17 protein-coding genes are annotated in these 16,512 nt (G+C 56.8%); 6 read left to right on the top strand and 11 right to left on the bottom strand.

Annotation, left to right across the window (positions count from 1 at the left end):
* Positions 1–31: 31 nt before the first annotated feature.
* From speD to SCU88_RS04395, 3 genes are all read right to left on the bottom strand, one after another.
* On the bottom strand, positions 32–826 hold the full coding sequence (gene speD, locus SCU88_RS04385) for an adenosylmethionine decarboxylase (RefSeq protein ID WP_138095796.1): 795 nt from the start codon (positions 824–826) through the stop codon (positions 32–34).
* 14 nt (positions 827–840) lie between these two features.
* Positions 841–1,707, bottom strand: a complete 867-nt coding sequence (speE, locus tag SCU88_RS04390) for a polyamine aminopropyltransferase (protein WP_175340271.1) — start codon at positions 1,705–1,707, stop codon at positions 841–843.
* Between the two features lie 101 nt (positions 1,708–1,808).
* A complete protein-coding gene (locus SCU88_RS04395) occupies positions 1,809–2,156 on the bottom strand; it encodes a YacC family pilotin-like protein (RefSeq protein ID WP_175340270.1) in 348 nt (115 codons plus the stop codon).
* 308 nt (positions 2,157–2,464) lie between these two features.
* Between SCU88_RS04395 and SCU88_RS04400 the strand changes: the two genes are divergently transcribed.
* The 3 genes from SCU88_RS04400 to cueO all read left to right on the top strand — a co-directional run bounded on the left by SCU88_RS04400 (position 2,465) and on the right by cueO (position 5,680).
* Positions 2,465–2,830, top strand: a complete 366-nt coding sequence (locus SCU88_RS04400) for a DUF3302 domain-containing protein (RefSeq protein ID WP_175340269.1) — start codon at positions 2,465–2,467, stop codon at positions 2,828–2,830.
* The gene (locus tag SCU88_RS04405; RefSeq protein WP_175340268.1) at positions 2,830–3,972 is read left to right on the top strand and encodes a biotin/lipoyl-binding protein; all 1,143 of its coding nucleotides are present in this window, start codon (positions 2,830–2,832) and stop codon (positions 3,970–3,972) included. Before SCU88_RS04400 ends, SCU88_RS04405 begins: the two co-directional genes overlap by 1 nt.
* A 112-nt stretch (positions 3,973–4,084) precedes the next feature.
* The gene (cueO, locus tag SCU88_RS04410) at positions 4,085–5,680 is read left to right on the top strand and encodes a multicopper oxidase CueO (protein WP_175340267.1); all 1,596 of its coding nucleotides are present in this window, start codon (positions 4,085–4,087) and stop codon (positions 5,678–5,680) included.
* A 48-nt stretch (positions 5,681–5,728) separates the two neighbouring features.
* Here the strand turns inward: cueO and SCU88_RS04415 are convergent, their stop codons facing one another.
* On the bottom strand, positions 5,729–8,116 hold the full coding sequence (locus tag SCU88_RS04415; RefSeq protein ID WP_175340266.1) for a membrane-bound PQQ-dependent dehydrogenase, glucose/quinate/shikimate family: 2,388 nt from the start codon (positions 8,114–8,116) through the stop codon (positions 5,729–5,731).
* A gap of 205 nt (positions 8,117–8,321) precedes the next feature.
* Here SCU88_RS04415 and hpt point away from each other — a divergent pair, with 205 nt between their 5' ends.
* Positions 8,322–8,858: a hypoxanthine phosphoribosyltransferase gene (hpt, locus tag SCU88_RS04420; RefSeq protein WP_138095803.1), complete on the top strand. Its 537-nt coding sequence runs from the start codon at positions 8,322–8,324 to the stop codon at positions 8,856–8,858.
* Between the two features lie 29 nt (positions 8,859–8,887).
* Here hpt and can read toward each other — a convergent pair whose 3' ends face one another.
* Positions 8,888–9,550: a carbonate dehydratase gene (gene can, locus SCU88_RS04425; protein ID WP_138095804.1), complete on the bottom strand. Its 663-nt coding sequence runs from the start codon at positions 9,548–9,550 to the stop codon at positions 8,888–8,890.
* A gap of 108 nt (positions 9,551–9,658) precedes the next feature.
* Here can and SCU88_RS04430 point away from each other — a divergent pair, with 108 nt between their 5' ends.
* Positions 9,659–10,585, top strand: coding sequence for an ABC transporter ATP-binding protein (locus tag SCU88_RS04430; RefSeq protein WP_138095805.1), 927 nt, complete (start codon positions 9,659–9,661; stop codon positions 10,583–10,585).
* The gene (locus SCU88_RS04435; RefSeq protein WP_138095806.1) at positions 10,582–11,352 is read left to right on the top strand and encodes an ABC transporter permease; all 771 of its coding nucleotides are present in this window, start codon (positions 10,582–10,584) and stop codon (positions 11,350–11,352) included. Before SCU88_RS04430 ends, SCU88_RS04435 begins: the two co-directional genes overlap by 4 nt.
* Before the next feature lie 68 nt (positions 11,353–11,420).
* Here SCU88_RS04435 and panD read toward each other — a convergent pair whose 3' ends face one another.
* The 6 genes from panD to gluQRS form a co-directional block, all read right to left on the bottom strand.
* Positions 11,421–11,801: an aspartate 1-decarboxylase gene (gene panD / locus SCU88_RS04440; protein ID WP_138095807.1), complete on the bottom strand. Its 381-nt coding sequence runs from the start codon at positions 11,799–11,801 to the stop codon at positions 11,421–11,423.
* Between the two features lie 97 nt (positions 11,802–11,898).
* A complete protein-coding gene (gene panC / locus SCU88_RS04445; protein WP_138095808.1) occupies positions 11,899–12,753 on the bottom strand; it encodes a pantoate--beta-alanine ligase in 855 nt (284 codons plus the stop codon).
* 14 nt (positions 12,754–12,767) lie between these two features.
* Positions 12,768–13,562, bottom strand: coding sequence for a 3-methyl-2-oxobutanoate hydroxymethyltransferase (panB, locus tag SCU88_RS04450; RefSeq protein WP_175340265.1), 795 nt, complete (start codon positions 13,560–13,562; stop codon positions 12,768–12,770).
* Between the two features lie 112 nt (positions 13,563–13,674).
* Positions 13,675–14,154: a 2-amino-4-hydroxy-6-hydroxymethyldihydropteridine diphosphokinase gene (folK, locus tag SCU88_RS04455; protein ID WP_175340264.1), complete on the bottom strand. Its 480-nt coding sequence runs from the start codon at positions 14,152–14,154 to the stop codon at positions 13,675–13,677.
* Positions 14,154–15,545 carry a polynucleotide adenylyltransferase PcnB gene (gene pcnB / locus SCU88_RS04460; protein ID WP_206665554.1) on the bottom strand — a complete coding sequence of 464 codons (1,392 nt, stop codon included), beginning with the start codon at positions 15,543–15,545 and terminating at the stop codon, positions 14,154–14,156. Before pcnB ends, folK begins: the two co-directional genes overlap by 1 nt.
* Before the next feature lie 51 nt (positions 15,546–15,596).
* Positions 15,597–16,499, bottom strand: a complete 903-nt coding sequence (gene gluQRS / locus SCU88_RS04465) for a tRNA glutamyl-Q(34) synthetase GluQRS (RefSeq protein WP_175340263.1) — start codon at positions 16,497–16,499, stop codon at positions 15,597–15,599.
* Positions 16,500–16,512: the final 13 nt, after the last annotated feature.

The raw sequence follows: 16,512 nt of genomic DNA on the forward strand, positions 1-16,512 counted from the left end.
AATTTACCGGCATTGATTCAATGAGATGGCTTCAGACCGACGGAATATTGCGTCCGTAGTAGATCTCGCGCATCTCTTTCCATAGCAGATCGGTAATGGTCTGACGCTCTTCCTCAGTTAAATCTTCCGGTTTGGTGTGGAACATATAGTGCTTCAGGTCGAACTCCTTCAGCAGCATTTTGGTGTGGAAGATGTTTTCCTGGTAGACGTTGACATCAACCATGTCATACAGCGCTTTCATGTCGTCGGACATAAAGTTCTGAATCGAATTGATCTCGTGGTCAATAAAGTGCTTCATGCCATTCACGTCGCGGGTAAATCCCCTTACCCGGTAGTCGACGGTGACGATATCGGATTCAAGTTGGTGAATCAGATAGTTCAACGCGCTAAGCGGGGAAATCACGCCGCAGGTTGAAACTTCGATATCGGCACGGAAGGTGCAGAGCCCGCCTTCCGGATGGCTTTCCGGATAGGTGTGCACGCAAATATGGCTCTTATCGAGGTGGGCCACGACGGCGTCCGGCAGCGGGCCGGGACGTTCGCTCGGGTCAATCAGTTTGGGGTCTACGGGCTCTTCACTCACCAGAATAGTGACGCTGGCCCCCTGTGGCTCATAATCCTGACGCGCGATATTCAGAATATTGGCGCCGATGATGGAGCAGGTTTCGGTCAGTATTTCGGTAAGACGGTTAGCGTTATACAGCTCATCGATATAGGCGATATAGCCGTCACGTTCTTCTGCCGTCTTAGCGTAACAGATGTCGTAAATGCAAAAACTCAGGCTTTTGGTCAGGTTGTTAAAGCCATGCAGTTTGAGTTTTTTCAATTTGGTCCACCCCCTTAGGATGCCTGTCCGGACAGGGCATCTTGTAGATACTGCGGCAGAGCGAAAGCTGCCGAATGGATCGCCGGATTGTAATAGCGGCAGCGGATACCGGCGCTGTGGAACCGTGCCTGAATGGTGTCGGGACGCAGATGACGTAGCGCTTCGTTGTCGGTCGCCCAGGCAAAGGTCATGATGCCGCCGTAGTAGGTCGGAATCGCCGCCTGGTAGAAGCTCACATCCTTAAAGTAGTGGCTCAGTTTGCGATGACTGTCGAGGGCTTCGTCCTGCTGCAGGAAGCAGACGCCGTTCTGGGCCACAAAAATACCACCCGGGTTCAGGCAGCGTTTGCACCCTTCATAGAAGGCCGAAGTGAACAGGCTCTCGCCCGGACCGATGGGATCGGTACAGTCAGAGATAATCACATCGAAGGTCTGCGTCGTGCTGTTGACAAAGTTAACGCCGTCATCAATGACCAGATTAAAGCGTGGATCGTCGTAGCTGCCTGCGCTGTGTTTGGGCAGGTACTGACGGCAGAAAGAGACCACGCCGGCGTCGATCTCCACCATGGTGATGCTTTCCAGACTGCTATGACGGCAGACTTCGCGCAGCATACCGCCGTCGCCGCCGCCGATAATCAGCACCCGTTTCGCGTGGCCATGGGCCAGCAGCGGAACGTGAGTCAGCATTTCATGATAGATAAATTCGTCGCGCTCGGTGGTCTGCACCACGCCGTCCAGCGCCATTACCCGGCCAAAGGCCGCGTTTTCGAAAATGACCAGATCCTGATGTTCGGTCTTCTCATGGTAAAGCACGTTATCGACGCTAAAGTACTGACCAAAATGGTCATGCAGCGTTTCATGCCACAGCTTGTTATCGCTCACTGGCGGAAACCTCCTTCGTTAACTTCCCCAAAAAACGGGCGCAACATAATAGCTAACAATGGAGGGGGATGCACATTATTTCAGCGCAGGAGAGCGGAGGGTTACTTCGCCCAGGCGAGTAGGCTGAGGGAGTCACGGGCCAGCGCTTTACACTTCTTCTGGGTGGGTACGGCGATGCCGCTCAGATCGCGATAGCTCTCTTCACCCAGCCGCTTCATATCGTAATTTTCGTAATTGCTCAGATCCCACTGATTCTGTCGTGCGAAGAAAACCAGCGCGCGACGGATCTGGTCATTAGGCAGGTGATCGTAACCGCAGTCATTCTTAAGAAAGACAAAAACTGCCGTGAGATCGGCCATATCTTCCGCTTCTGATTCGTTAAGCGCCTGGCTGGCGGTGGAAAACCCCAGCAGGCCGCCCAACAGCACTGCCCTGACAAACTTCTTCATTACGACTACCGCTTCTGGATGGATACCAGACGTTAGCATATTTTGCCAAAGCGCTACGAGCGGTTATTACCAGGAAATAACCGAGATCAATGGCAACAGGGGATGGTGAACGGTTTACTTAATCACGGATTAAGTTCTGATTATCAGATAAGGCTGATATAACGTTCGCCAGCGCCCGGGCGGTTACCCACTCTCTCCGTCATCGCCACCCTGTCCGGAGTGCGTTCTCGCTGTTTCTGTTGAGCTGCCTGTTATTTCATTTCACCTGCTTCAGGCGGGTTCGCTGCTATGCCTTTTATGGAGAAACCATGACCCTGGATTATGTTGCTCTGGGAATATTCATCGCCGTGGCGTTGATTATTTTCTACGGTATTATCGTGATACACGATATTCCCTATGAAATTGCTAAAAAGCGCAATCATCCGCATCAGGATGCCATCCATTATGCCGGATGGGTCAGTCTGTTCACGCTGCACGTCCTGTGGCCGCTACTGTGGATCTGGGCCACGCTGTGGCGTGAAGACCGGGGTTGGGGCATTCAGCAAATTGCCCAGGAACAGCATGATATTCAGCACCATGTGGCGCAATTGAATAACCAGATTGATGAATTACGTCAGGAAATCGCTGTGTTGAAAACCGCCAATAACCCGCATTCGCAGCAGGAGGAACAATAATGGAAACGTTAATGTTACTGACCTACGCGGCGCTGTGTATTGTTATCTTTAAGCTATTTAAAATCCCGCTGAATAAATGGACCGTACCGACTGCGGTACTGGGGGGCATTATTATGATTGGCGCCCTGGTATTAGTAATGAATTACAACACGCCCTATACCCGAATGGGCAGCCAGGTTTTTCGTTCGGTGCCGATTGTTCCCCAGGTGCGAGGTCGGGTGATTGAGGTGCCGGTGAAACCGAATCAGCCGCTCAGGCAGGGCGATGTTCTGTTCCGTATCGATCCCACGCCATTTCAGGCCGAGGTAGATAATCTGAAGGCTCAGGTGAAAGAGGCCAGCCAGGGGGCGCTATCGCTGGATGCCAGCCTTTCAGGCGCCCGGGCGGAACTTCAGCGAGCGGTGGCACAGCGTGATAAAGAGCAGCGTGAGTACGCCCGTTTCCAGGCCGGATATGCCAAAGGGGCATTTTCCGACCAGATGATCGACAGCCGTCGGCAAAACTATAAAGCATCTCAGGCGGCCGTAGAGGCGGCACAGGCGAAGGTGCGCGAAGCGAAGCTGGCGCTGGATTCGGAAATCAACGGCGATAATACCGCCGTGGCGGCGCTGATGGCGGAATTGCGTAAGGCGCAGTTTAAGCTGGACCATACCGTAGTGCGCGCGCCTTCTGATGGCTATGTCACTCAGGTGGGGCTGCGTCCGGGCGTGATGGCGACGGCGCTGGGGCTGGCGCCGGTGATGACCTTTATTCCGACCGATACCCATCAGTCTGCGAGCTACGTCGCCGCGTTTCGCCAGAATTCGCTCCAGCGCCTGAAGCCGGGCTATAAGGCGGAATTTATCTTCCCGGCCATTCCCGGCAAGGTGTTTGCAGGTGAAGTGGTGCAGGTGCTGCCCGCTATTGGCGAAAGTCAGCTTCAGGCCCAGGGAAAACTGCTGACCACCTCGGCGCTACAGACCGACGGCCGCGCGCTGGTCATGCTGAATGTCACCGATAAACGGCTGGCCGCCTATCCTCTGCCGCAGGGAACTTCGGTGGAAGTGGCGGTCTATTCGGACCATTTTCACCACCTGGCGATGATTCGTAAAATCCTGATTCGTATGAAAAGCTGGCAGAATTTCCTCTACCTGGATCACTAAATTCATCCGACGATAGAAAAGTTGTGCAAATAACCGACAGAGGCTTGACCCTCCCCCAGGAGGAAGGTCTATGCTCCCATGTCCGATACCGGTTAATAAGGAACAATGGATCATGCAACGCCGCGATTTTCTGAAGTATTCTGCCGCGCTGGGCGTACTCAGTAGTTTCCCTTTGCTTAGCGGTCGTCTTTATGCCGCAGAGCGCCCGCGGTTACCGATTCCCACACTGCTGGAACCCGACGCTCAGAGCTCGATTCGCCTGACGGCCCAGGTCGGGAAAAGCGTGCTGGCGGGCCATCAGGCAACCACCTGGGGTTATAACGGCTCTCTGCTGGGGCCGGCGCTGCGACTTGAGCAGGGTAAAAAGGTCAACGTTGAAATTCATAACCGGCTGTCGGAAAGCACCACGGTACACTGGCACGGCCTGGAAATCCCCGGTGAAGTGGACGGTGGCCCTCAGGGCGTCATTGCCCCGGGCGCGAGTCGCCAGGTTTCGTTCACGCCGCAGCAGCGCGCCGCCACCTGCTGGTTCCACCCGCATCAGCACGGTAAAACCGGCCATCAGGTCGCGATGGGCCTGGCCGGACTGGTTCTGATTGATGACCTGGAAAGCCGCCAGTTGATGCTGCCGAAGCAGTGGGGCATCGATGATATTCCGCTGATTATTCAGGATAAACGCTTCGATGCCGACGGCCAGATCGACTATCAGCTGGACGTCATGAGCGCCGCGGTAGGCTGGTTTGGCGATACACTGTTATGCAACGGCGTTAATTACCCTCAATTCGGCGCGCTGCGCGGCTGGCTGCGACTGCGCCTGTTGAACGGCTGTAACGCCCGCTCGCTGGAGCTGGCGACCAGCGACGGTCGCCCGATGTATGTGGTAGGCAGCGACGGCGGTCTGCTGGCGGAGCCGGTGAAGGTCGAAAGCCTGCCTGTGCTGATGGGGGAACGCTTTGAGGTGTTGGTGGAAGTGAAGGATGCCAAACCCTTCGAGATTATGGCGCTACCGGTGACACAGATGGGGATGCAGGTTGCACCCTTTGATAAACCTCAGCCGGTGGTGCGTATCCAGCCAGTACCGGTTCACGGCTCCGGCGAGCTGCCGGATACCCTGGCGAAGGTGCCTGAACTCCCGAAGCTTGAAGGGCTTAATACCCGCTGGCTACAACTGATGATGGATCCCCGCCTGGATCAGATGGGTATGCAGGCACTGATGGAAAAATATGGTCAGGGGGCTATGGCCGGGATGGATCACGGTGCCATGGGCCATGGCGATATGGAACAGATGAAGGGGGGAATGGACCATAGTGCGATGGATCATGGCGCTATGGGCAAGATGGCGAACGGCGATCGGAAGCTGGATATCTATAACGCCAATAAGATTAACGGCAAGGCCTTCGACATGAACACTCCGTCATTTAACGTGCCGCGTGGCCAGTACGAGCGTTGGACCATCTCCGGCGAAGGCGACATGATGCTGCATCCGTTCCATATCCACGGCACCCAGTTCCGTATTTTGTCGGAAGACGGCAAGCCGCCAGCGGAGCATCGCCGCGGCTGGAAAGATACGGTGCGGGTGGAAGGCAAGCGCAGCGAAGTGCTGGTGCGTTTCGATCATACCGCCCCTGCGCAACACAGCTATATGGCCCACTGCCATCTGCTGGAACATGAAGATACCGGGATGATGCTGGGTTTTACGGTTTCCTGAATAGAAAAGCGGCTCCCATAGGGAGCCGCCTTGCATTATATATTGCAGTTACTTCGCTTCATCCGGCAGCGCATAAGCAACAATATAGTCGCCCATCTTCGTACCGAAAGAACCGTGTCCCCCTGCGGAAATCACCACATACTGCTTACCGTTAACCTCATAGGTCATAGGCGTGGCCTGACCGCCTGCGGGCAGGCGTGCCTGCCACAGCTTCTTGCCGTTGGTCATGTCATAGGCGCGCAGATAGTTGTCCGCGGTGGCGGCAATAAACAGCACGTTACCGGCGGTAGAGATCGGCCCGCCAAGCATCGGCATTCCCATATTAAAGGGAAGCGAGAACGGGAGCGGGAACGGCAGGCTGTCGCGCGGAGTACCTATGCGTTTCTTCCAGGCGATGGTGTTGGTCTTGAGATCGATACCTGAAATATAACCCCAGGCCGGCTGCTTACACGGCAGGCCGAGCGGCGACAGGAACGGATTCAGGGTAACGCCAAAAGGTACGCCGTACTGCGGCTGAATACCTGATTCGGTACCGGAGCCTTTGGCATCCTTCGGCGGCTCCATCGGATTACCCGGTCCGCGCGGGATAAGTTTTGAAACGAATGGCAGCGCCATCGGGTTGGCGATGGCCACCTGGCGGCTGGGATCGACCGAGATACCGCCCCATTCAAACATCCCCAGGTTACCCGGGAAGACCAGGGTGCCCTGTTCGGAAGGCGGGGTAAAGGTGCCTTCATAGCGCAGACCGTGGAAGATCACCCGGCACACCAGCTGATCGTACATGGTAGCGCCCCACATATCGGCGCCGGTCAGTTTTTTCTCCGGACGGAACGTCAGTTCAGAGAACGGTTGAGTCGGCGACAGACGATCGCCTTTCGCAGGGCCCTGCGGAACCGGACGCTCTGGGGCAGGTACCACGGTTTTACCGGTGCGTCTGTCCAGCACGAACAGGTTGCCGGTTTTGGCCGGTGCGTAGATAACCGGAACGGTGTTGCCGTCTTTATCGGTAATATCCGCCAACGTCGGCTGGGAAGGCATATCCATATCCCACAGATCGTGATGCACGGTCTGATAGGACCACTCCAGTTTACCGGTGGTGGCGTTAAGCGCCAGAATCGAGCTGGCATAGCGCTCCTGCTCCGGCGTACGATTGCCGCCCCAGATATCCGGCGTGGTCACCCCGGTCGGGATGTAGACCAGATCCAGCTTCGCATCGTAAACCGACGGCGCCCAGGAGTTCGGCGAGTTCAGGGTAAAGTGATGCTCGTCGGCCGGAATAGCATTCGGGTCTTTGGCGCCGGGGTCGAAGACCCACAGCAGCTTACCGGTATTCACGTCGAATCCGCGAATCACGCCGGAAGGCTCGCGGGTCGAGAAGTTATCGGTGACCGCTCCGGCAATCACAATGACCTTGTCGGTAATGATCGGCGGCGAGGTGGGTTCGTACATGCCCGGCGTAGTGACCGGCATATTGCTCTGCAGATTCAGTTCGCCGTTATCGGCAAAGCTGGCACAGCGTTTGCCGTTATCGGCGTTAATGGCAAACAGGCGGCCATCGTTAACCGGCAGAATGATACGGCGCGGGCAGTCTGCCACCACATCCGGCGCAGCATTGTCGGAGGTAGCCTCATGATAAGAGACGCCGCGGCAGGTCACGTGCTGGAATGAAGGGTCGGTCTTCAGTTCAGGATCAAAATGCCATTTTTCTTTCCCGGTGGCGGCATCCAGGGCGAACAGGCGCTGGTGCGCGGTGCACAGGAACAGGCTATTGCCCACTTTGATCGGCGTGACCTCGTTAGTGATCTCGACCGGATCGTTATCCTGCTTCAGATCGCCGGTACGAAACACCCAGGCTTCTTTTAGCTGGTGCACGTTGTCAGCGTTGATCTGCTTAAGGGGCGAGTAACGCTGGCCTTCCTGGGTGCGTCCATAGGCTGGCCAGTCGCCGTCAGGAATATCGGAACTCTGCGCCGCTGCCGTGGCGTCGGTCGGCAGGGTACCGTGGATCTCCTGAGGGTCGTTAAATCCAGCCCAGGACAGGATCCCGGCGCTGATAAGCAAGGTGACGACCAGTGCAGGAATAGCCAGACTGACATGAACGAGGTTGCGCCAGATAAAGGGCAACAGTAGCCAGATACCGAAGAATACCAGCACGTCACAACGCGGTGTCAGGGCCCAGAAGTCGAAGCCGACCTCCCAAACGCCCCATAGCATGGTGCCGAGTAGCAGAAGGGCATACAGCCATAATGCAGCGGCGCTGCGGCGCCACAGCAACCAGGCAACCACCAGCATGACGATGCCGGCTATCGGGTAGTACCAGGAGCCGCCGATAGCGACCAGCCAGACACCACCTCCCAACAGCCAGAGTCCTGTTAACAACGCAAACAGAGCGGATAACGTCACGACCATACGTGGCCGGGGTTGTTGTTTTTCCATAGCGAAGAGTTCCATTAATTTTTGATAGCAATTAATTATAGTTATTTACATGTGTGATAACGATCACAAAAAAGGCTTTTGATGCAAAGAAGCGAAGGTGGGGGGTTTGCTGTTATACTCTGCGATCTTTCGATTCACGCGGGCACTTTCTCTGAATGAAGGGCCGCGGAGCAGAGCCTTATCAGCAAATTATTTGGTTATACAGATGAAACATAAAGTAGAAGTGATGATCCCGGAAGCGGAGATCGCGGCGCGTGTCGCAGAGCTCGGGCAGCAGATTAATGAACGCTATCGCGACAGCGGCAGCGAAATGGTGCTGGTGGGGCTGCTGCGCGGCTCCTTTATCTTTATGGCGGATCTGTGCCGGGCGGTTGAAGTGCCTCATGAAGTCGACTTCATGACCGCTTCCAGCTACGGGAGCGGGATGTCCAGCACCCGTGACGTTAAAATCATCAAGGATCTGGATGAGGATATTCGCGGTAAGGATGTGCTGATCGTGGAAGATATTATCGACTCCGGCAACACCCTGAGCAGGGTGAGTGAGATTTTGCGCCTGCGTGAGCCGAAATCACTGGCTATCTGTACCCTGCTGGATAAACCCTCGCGCCGTGAGGTGGACGTTAAGGTTGAATATATCGGCTTCTCCATTCCCGACGAATTTGTGGTGGGTTACGGCATTGATTACGCCCAGCACTATCGCCATCTGCCCTACGTCGGCAAAGTCGTTCTGCTGGACGAGTAACAAAAAGGGCCGCGATGCGGCCCTTAACATTATTTATGGTTTTGATGCTGCTGACGCAGGTTGCAGATGCCCTTACGGTAGTTCTGCTCCAGCGACTCGCGGCTGGTGGCGGTTACGTCCAGATCGCGCAGCAGGCCGTCGTGAATGCCGTAGGCCCAGCCGTGGATGGTGACCTTCTGGTTACGTTTCCACGCTGACTGCATAATGGTGGAGTGGCCCAGGTTATAGACCTGCTCCATCACGTTCAGCTCGCAAAGCGTATCCATGCGCTGACTTTCCGGCAGTTCGCCCAGCAGGGAGCTGTGCTTAAACCAGATATCACGAATGTGCAGCAGCCAGTTGTTGATCAACCCCAGTTCGGGATTTTCCACCGCCGCCTGCACGCCACCACAACCGTAGTGACCGCAAATAATGATATGCTCGACCTCCAGCACATCGACGGCGTACTGAACCACGGAAAGACAGTTCAGGTCGGTATGGATAACCAGGTTAGCCACGTTACGGTGAACGAATATCTCGCCCGGCTCCAGGCCGGTGAGGCGCTCAGCGGGAACGCGGCTGTCGGAACATCCGATCCATAGAAAACGGGGCTTCTGAGCTTGTGCAAGCTGCGTAAAGAAGCCGGGATCCTCTTCCACCAGCATTTTGGACCAGAGACGGTTATTGCTGATGAGACTGTCGATATCTTTCATAGAGGTTAACAACCTGTAACCAGATTAGTGCGTTGGGGTAATATAGGGCAACTCAACTTTTTTTTAAACCATATAACTCGTGTAAGAAAAACAAGGCAAGCTGAATCTATGGCATATGCACTGGAACTTGAGCAACTGACGAAAACCTATCCCGGCGGCGTTCAGGCGTTGCGAGGCATCGATCTGCGCGTAGAAGCCGGTGATTTTTACGCACTATTGGGGCCTAACGGCGCAGGAAAATCCACCACCATCGGTATTATCAGCTCGCTGGTCAATAAAAGCGCAGGCCAGGTCAAGGTCTTCGGCTATGACCTGGCGCGTGATGTGGTGAATGCCAAACGCCAGCTTGGGCTGGTGCCGCAGGAATTTAACTTTAACCCCTTCGAGACGGTACAGCAGATCGTCGTGAATCAGGCGGGTTACTACGGCGTACCGCGCCGCGAGGCGATAGCGCGTAGCGAAAAATACCTGACGCAGCTCGATCTGTGGGGAAAACGCAACGAACGTGCGCGCATGCTCTCTGGCGGTATGAAGCGTCGCCTGATGATCGCCAGGGCGCTGATGCATGAGCCGCGGTTGCTGATTCTGGATGAGCCCACAGCCGGAGTGGATATTGAACTGCGTCGCTCAATGTGGACCTTCCTGAAGGATCTGAACGACCAGGGCACCACCATTATCCTGACCACCCACTATCTGGAAGAGGCGGAGATGCTGTGCCGCAATATCGGTATTATCCAGAGCGGGGAGCTGGTGGAGAACACCTCCATGAAAGATCTGCTCTCCAAGCTGAAGTCGGAAACCTTTATCCTCGATCTGGCGCCGAAAAGCCCGATTCCTAAGCTGGACGGCTACCAGTACCGGTTGGTGGATACCTCGACGCTGGAGGTGGAAGTGCTGCGCGAGCAGGGGGTCAATAGCGTCTTCGCTCAGCTGAGCGCACAGGGTATTCAGGTATTAAGTATGCGTAACAAAGCTAACCGACTGGAAGAGCTGTTTGTCACGTTGGTCCATGAGAAGAAAGGAGAGCCGGCATGATGCAGCTTTACTGGGTCGCCCTGAAGAGCATCTGGGCGAAAGAGATTCACCGTTTTATGCGCATCTGGATCCAGACTCTGGTGCCGCCGGTGATCACCATGACCCTGTACTTTATTATCTTCGGTAATCTGATTGGTTCGCGCATTGGCGAGATGCACGGCTTTAGCTATATGCAGTTTATCGTTCCGGGTCTGATCATGATGGCGGTGATCACCAACGCTTACGCCAACGTGGCTTCCTCTTTCTTTGGATCTAAATTCCAGCGCAATATCGAGGAGCTGCTGGTGGCGCCGGTGCCGACCCACGTGATTATTGCGGGTTATGTCGGTGGCGGCGTGGCCCGCGGCCTGTGCGTGGGGATTCTGGTCACGGCGATTTCGCTGTTTTTTGTACCGTTCCACGTGCATTCGTGGCTGTTTGTGGCCCTGACCCTGCTGCTGACCGCGATCCTGTTCTCGCTGGCGGGGCTGCTGAACGCGATATTCGCCACCACCTTTGACGATATCAGCCTGATACCGACCTTTGTACTGACGCCGCTGACCTATCTGGGCGGGGTATTCTATTCGCTGACGCTGCTGCCGCCTTTCTGGCAGGCACTCTCCAAGCTGAACCCCATCGTCTATATGATTAGCGGGTTCCGCTACGGCTTCCTGGGGGTGAGTGACGTTCAACTGCCGCTGACTGTTGGCGTACTGCTTATCTTTATTGCTGCGTTCTATCTGCTGTGCTGGCGACTGATCCAGCGCGGGCGTGGGCTGCGTAGCTAATTCTCCTCGTAAAAAAACCGGAACGCCATCTGACGTTCCGGTTTTTTTATACGCTGACGAAGGGGCTATCAGGCGACCTGCACCGGCACAGCCTTCGCAATACGCTTCATTTCGTTATCACCGTCGAAGTAGGCGACTTTCGGCTGCCAGCTACGGGCTTCTTCATCTGGCATGGTGACATAGCTTGCGATAATCATGATATCGCCAACGCTGGCGCAGTGGGCCGCGGCGCCATTCACCGAGATAATGCGCGAACCGCGTTCGGCGGCGATGGCATAGGTCGAAAAGCGCTTACCGTTGGTGACGTTGTAGATATCGATGGCTTCATATTCCAGAATACCTGCCGCGTCGAGGAAATCCTGGTCAATGGCGCAGGAGCCTTCATAGTGCAAATCGGCCTGCGTTACTTTGACGCGGTGAAGTTTGCCCTGCAGCATAGTACGAATCATAGCGTTAAACCCTGGTCATTAAGTCATACGGAACAGGGGCCAGGCGGGCCTGGCCCTGGGAAAGTGGGGCAGTATTACCCCATCAGGCGTCTGCTGTCTACTCTGTAAGCGTGACCTGCATATTATCAATCAGGCGCGCTTCACCGAGCCAGGCGGCCATCAGAATTACCGCGCGCTGGCTTTCCGGCGTCAGAGCCAGCAGGCTATCGGCATCGCGGATTTGCAGGTCGTCGGCGCGGAAGCCTTTTTCGTTCAGCGCCTGGGCGGCAATGGCGAGAATCTCTTCGCAGTCGCGTTCACCTGCGCTAAGTTTGGCGGCAATCTCCTTCATGACCTGATGCAGTCCCGGGGCGATTTTACGCTGACCGGAGGTGAGATAGCCGTTGCGGGAACTCAGCGCCAGGCCATCCTTCGCGCGTACCGTAGGGACGCCGACGATGTCGATATCGTAACCCATATCCGCCACCATCTTACGGATCAGCGCCAGTTGCTGAAAATCTTTCTCGCCGAAGCAGGCGACGTCCGGCTGCACCAGGTTGAACAGCTTGCTGACCACGGTAGAGACGCCGCGGAAGTGGCCAGGGCGGCTGGCACCTTCCAGGATAGTGGAGAGTTCCGGCACCTCGACGAAGGTCTGCCCTTCCATGCCTTTGGGGTAAACCTCCTGCGGCGTAGGAGCGAATACCACGTCCACACGACGCTTGTTAAGCTTTTCGCTATCCTGCTGCAGCGTGCGGGGATAGCGCGCCAGATCGTCAGGCCTGTCGAACTGCATCGGATTCACGAAAATACTGACCACCACCACATCGGCGCGTTCGCGGGCTTCGTCGACCAGTTTCATATGGCCATCGTGCAGGTTGCCCATGGTTGGAACCAGCGCAATCCGTTTCCCTTCCTTCCGCCAGCGGCGAATCTGCTGACGCAGCAGCGGTAAGGTTTCAACGATCAACACAGCGATTACTCCTGTTATTCAAAACTATGTTCGTCACCCGGGTAAGCCCCGGACTCGACTTCGGCGACATACTGGCGCACGGCTGCGCGGATATCACCGGTTTGGGCAAGAAAGTTTTTAGCAAATTTGGGGATGTGGCCGCCCGTGATACCGAAGGCATCGTGCATCACCAGAATCTGACCGTCGGTACCGTTACCGGCGCCGATGCCGATCACCGGAATGGAGAGGGTGTCGGTAATGCGCTGAGCCAGCGCTTTAGGCACGCACTCCAGCACCAGCAGCTGCGCACCGGCGGCTTCCAGCGCCTGAGCGTCTTCCATCAGCGTCTGAGCGGCCGCATCGCCGCGCCCCTGAACCTTATAGCCGCCGAAGATGTTAACCGACTGCGGCGTCAGCCCCAGATGGCCACAGACCGGCACGGCGCGTTCAGTCAGCAGGCGTACGGTGTCCGCCAGCCACTGGCCGCCTTCAATTTTCACCATATTGGCGCCGGCGCGCATGACCTGAGCGGCATTATCAAATGCCTGTTCGGGAGTGGCATAGGCCATAAAAGGCAGGTCGGCAAGCAGCAGGCAGCCTGGCGCGCCCCGGCGTACGGCGCGGGTGCACCAGGCGATATCGTCAATGGTAACGGGCAGTGTGGAGTCATAACCCTGGACGGTCATACCCAGAGAATCGCCCACCAGCATCACGCCGATGCCTTCGTCGGCGAAGAGTCTGGCAAAGCTGTAGTCGTAGGCGGTAATGCTGGCGAATTTCTTGTTCTGCTCTTTGAGCTGGCGTAGGTGGGTGATGGTTGTCGCTTTCATAATATCCCCCGTAACAAAACGATAGCGCATTCTGAAAGATCCCGGGGAAGAATGCCAGTGCTATAAAGTGAGGGGAGATTCTGTTGCCACAATATGAATAACGGGGGGCCGGTTACCATACCACCGGCGTTGGGTCAGTCAGACGCGCCAGGCAGTCGCGCAGGCTCTGGCCATCGGGGAATACCAGATCGGGCGCGATTTCGAACAGCGGCCACAGCATAAACATGCGGTTTTTCATGTCGTAGTGGGGGATCGTCAGGCGCGGCGTGGCGAGAGTCAGATCGCCAAACAGCATGATGTCGAGATCCAGAGTGCGGGGTCCCCAGCGTTCGGCCTTACGGGTGCGGCCCTGCTCCAGCTCAATGCGTTGGGTACTCTCGAGCAGCGTTTCGGGCTCGAGCGCGGTTTCCAGCGCTACGGCGGCGTTGAGGTAGTCGGGCTGGTCCTGGGGGCCGAGCGGTGGCGTGCGATAAAACGCAGAGAGCGCGACGCGTCGGGTCTGAGGAAGGCCATCCAGGGCCTCTACGGCGGCGCGAGCCTGCGCCAGCGGAGAGGCCAGATTACTGCCGATGGCGATGTAGCACAGGGCCACTATTTCTCCTCGCGTCGGGGAGCGCGACGGCGCGGACGACGGTGACGCTTGCGGCCGCTGGGCTCATCGCCAAGCTGGCTGACCATATTTTTCTGCTGCGGCGGTGGGGCCACCTGGAATTCGCCCCACCACTGGGTCAGACGCTGCAGTTCGCCGTTGTTCTCGGCCACGGCGCGCTGTTCCAGCAGATCGTAGGCGGCGCGGAATTTGGGGTGTTCCATCAGGCGCCAGGCGCGTTTGCCCTGACGGCGGGAAAGCCGCAGCTGCAGCTGCCAGATATCGCGAATCAGCGAGGTAATACGCTTTGGAATGGCAATAGAGCGGCAGGCTTCGTCCAGCACTTCATTCATGGCCAGGGCAAAGGCGTCGTAGTAAGCAAGCCCGCTCTCCTGGGTCAGCTTCTGCGCCATTTCTAACTGCGGGTACCACAGCATGGCGGCGAACAGGAAGGCCGGGTTAACACGCTTGCCGTTCAGAATACGGTTATCGGTGTTCTTCAGCACCTGCTCAATGATGCGTTCCATGGGGCTGTCGCCGCTTTCGGTGAAGTAGCGGGTGATGCTGGGGAACAGCGGCTGAAACAGTTGATATTCGCGCAGCAGCCGATAAGTTTCGTAGCCGTAACCGGCTTGCAGCAGCTTTAGCGACTCCTCGAACAGACGGGCTGCGGGCACGTCGTTGAGCAGATTGGCCAGACGGGGAATAGGATCGCCGGTTTCCGGGCTGATGGTCATGCCGAGTTTGGCGGCGAAGCGCACCGCGCGCAGCATCCGCACCGGATCTTCGCGATAGCGGGTTTCGGGGGAGCCAATCAGGCGAATGCGTTTTTCCTGCAGGTCGCGCAGCCCGCCGACATAGTCGCGTACCGTAAAGTCGGCGGCGCTGTAGTAGAGGCTGTTGATGGTGAAGTCGCGGCGCTGGGCATCTTCTTCGATGGAGCCGAAGATGTTGTCGCGCAACAGCATCCCGTTTTGCCCGCGCTGGGAAAGCTGGCGGTCGGTTTGCGCTTCATGATGGCCGCGGAAGGTGGCGACTTCGATAATTTCCGGCCCGAACATCACATGGGCAAGGCGGAAGCGGCGCCCCACCAGACGGCAATTGCGGAATAGCTTACGGACCTGCTCCGGCGTGGCGTTGGTGGTGACGTCAAAATCTTTTGGCTTCTGCCCCAGCAGCAGATCGCGGACGCCGCCGCCAACCAGCCAGGCTTCATATCCCGCTTTGTTGAGACGATAGAGTACCTTGAGGGCATTTTCACTGATGTCTTTGCGGGAAATGGTGTGCCGATCGCGCGGGATCACCGTCATGACAGGCTGTGCGGAGTGCGCCTGCTGGGCGCCGTCTTCGCGGTTCAGCACTTTACGGCAAAAATTAGCGACTCGAGTAAAAATGGTACACCTCGGTTGTGTCAATCATCAGGGGACAAAAAAAACAGCGGCTAATCATAGCTCAGTGTGACGCGTTTGAGAATGGCGGATTCGTGGTGTTTCTGGCAATACCGTCGCCAGCGACCAGTTGTCCGCGGCGTAAGCCAGCAACGCATCCAGCGGCATATCGCGCCAGTCGGGGGGCGGCGTCTGGTTGAGAAACTCCAGCGCTCTCATCAGAACTGGCCGTGGATCGCCTTCGGGCAGGGCCGGGGCGTGGTTCTGTTTTGATAGCTTATCGCCGTGTTCGTTAAGGGCCAGCGGCAAGTGGATATAGTCCGGCACCGGCCAGCCAAAGGTCTGGTACAGGGATATCTGACGCACGGTGGGGGCTACCAGATCGGCACCGCGCACGATTTCGGTAACGCCCTGAAAGTGGTCGTCCACTACCACCGCCAGGTTATAGGCGAACAGACCGTCGCGGCGATGGATAATAAAATCTTCGCGCGCCAGCGCCTGGTCGGCGTCCAGGCGGCCGCGCAGGCGGTCGGTAAAGCTAAAAACCGGGTGGCGCTGCCACAGGCGTAGCGCTGCGTTTTCCGGCCCTAATCCCAGGGAACGGCAGTGGCCGTCGTAAACGCCGCCGGTCTCGTGGATGCGGCGTCGGGTGCAGGTACAGTAGTAGCTGAGTCGTTGCTCATGCAGCCAGGCGAGCGCGGCGCGATAGGCATCACTGCGCTGTGACTGCCACAGCACTTCGCCATCCCAGACCAGCCCGTAGTGTTCGAGCTGGCGCAGAATGGTGCTGGCAGCGCCGGGTACCTCCCGGGGAGGATCGATATCTTCGATGCGCACCAGCCACTGACCCTGCATAGCGCGGGCCTGAAGCCAGCTGCCGAGGGCGGCAATCAGCGAACCGAAATGCAACTCACCGGAAGGAGAGGGGGCGAAGCGCCCAATATAGTTTTGCACAGACATGGGGTATTAAGGC

It is taken from the genome of Jejuibacter sp. L23 (genome assembly GCF_050815825.1).
Taxonomy (GTDB): Bacteria; Pseudomonadota; Gammaproteobacteria; order Enterobacterales; family Enterobacteriaceae; genus Jejubacter; species Jejubacter calystegiae.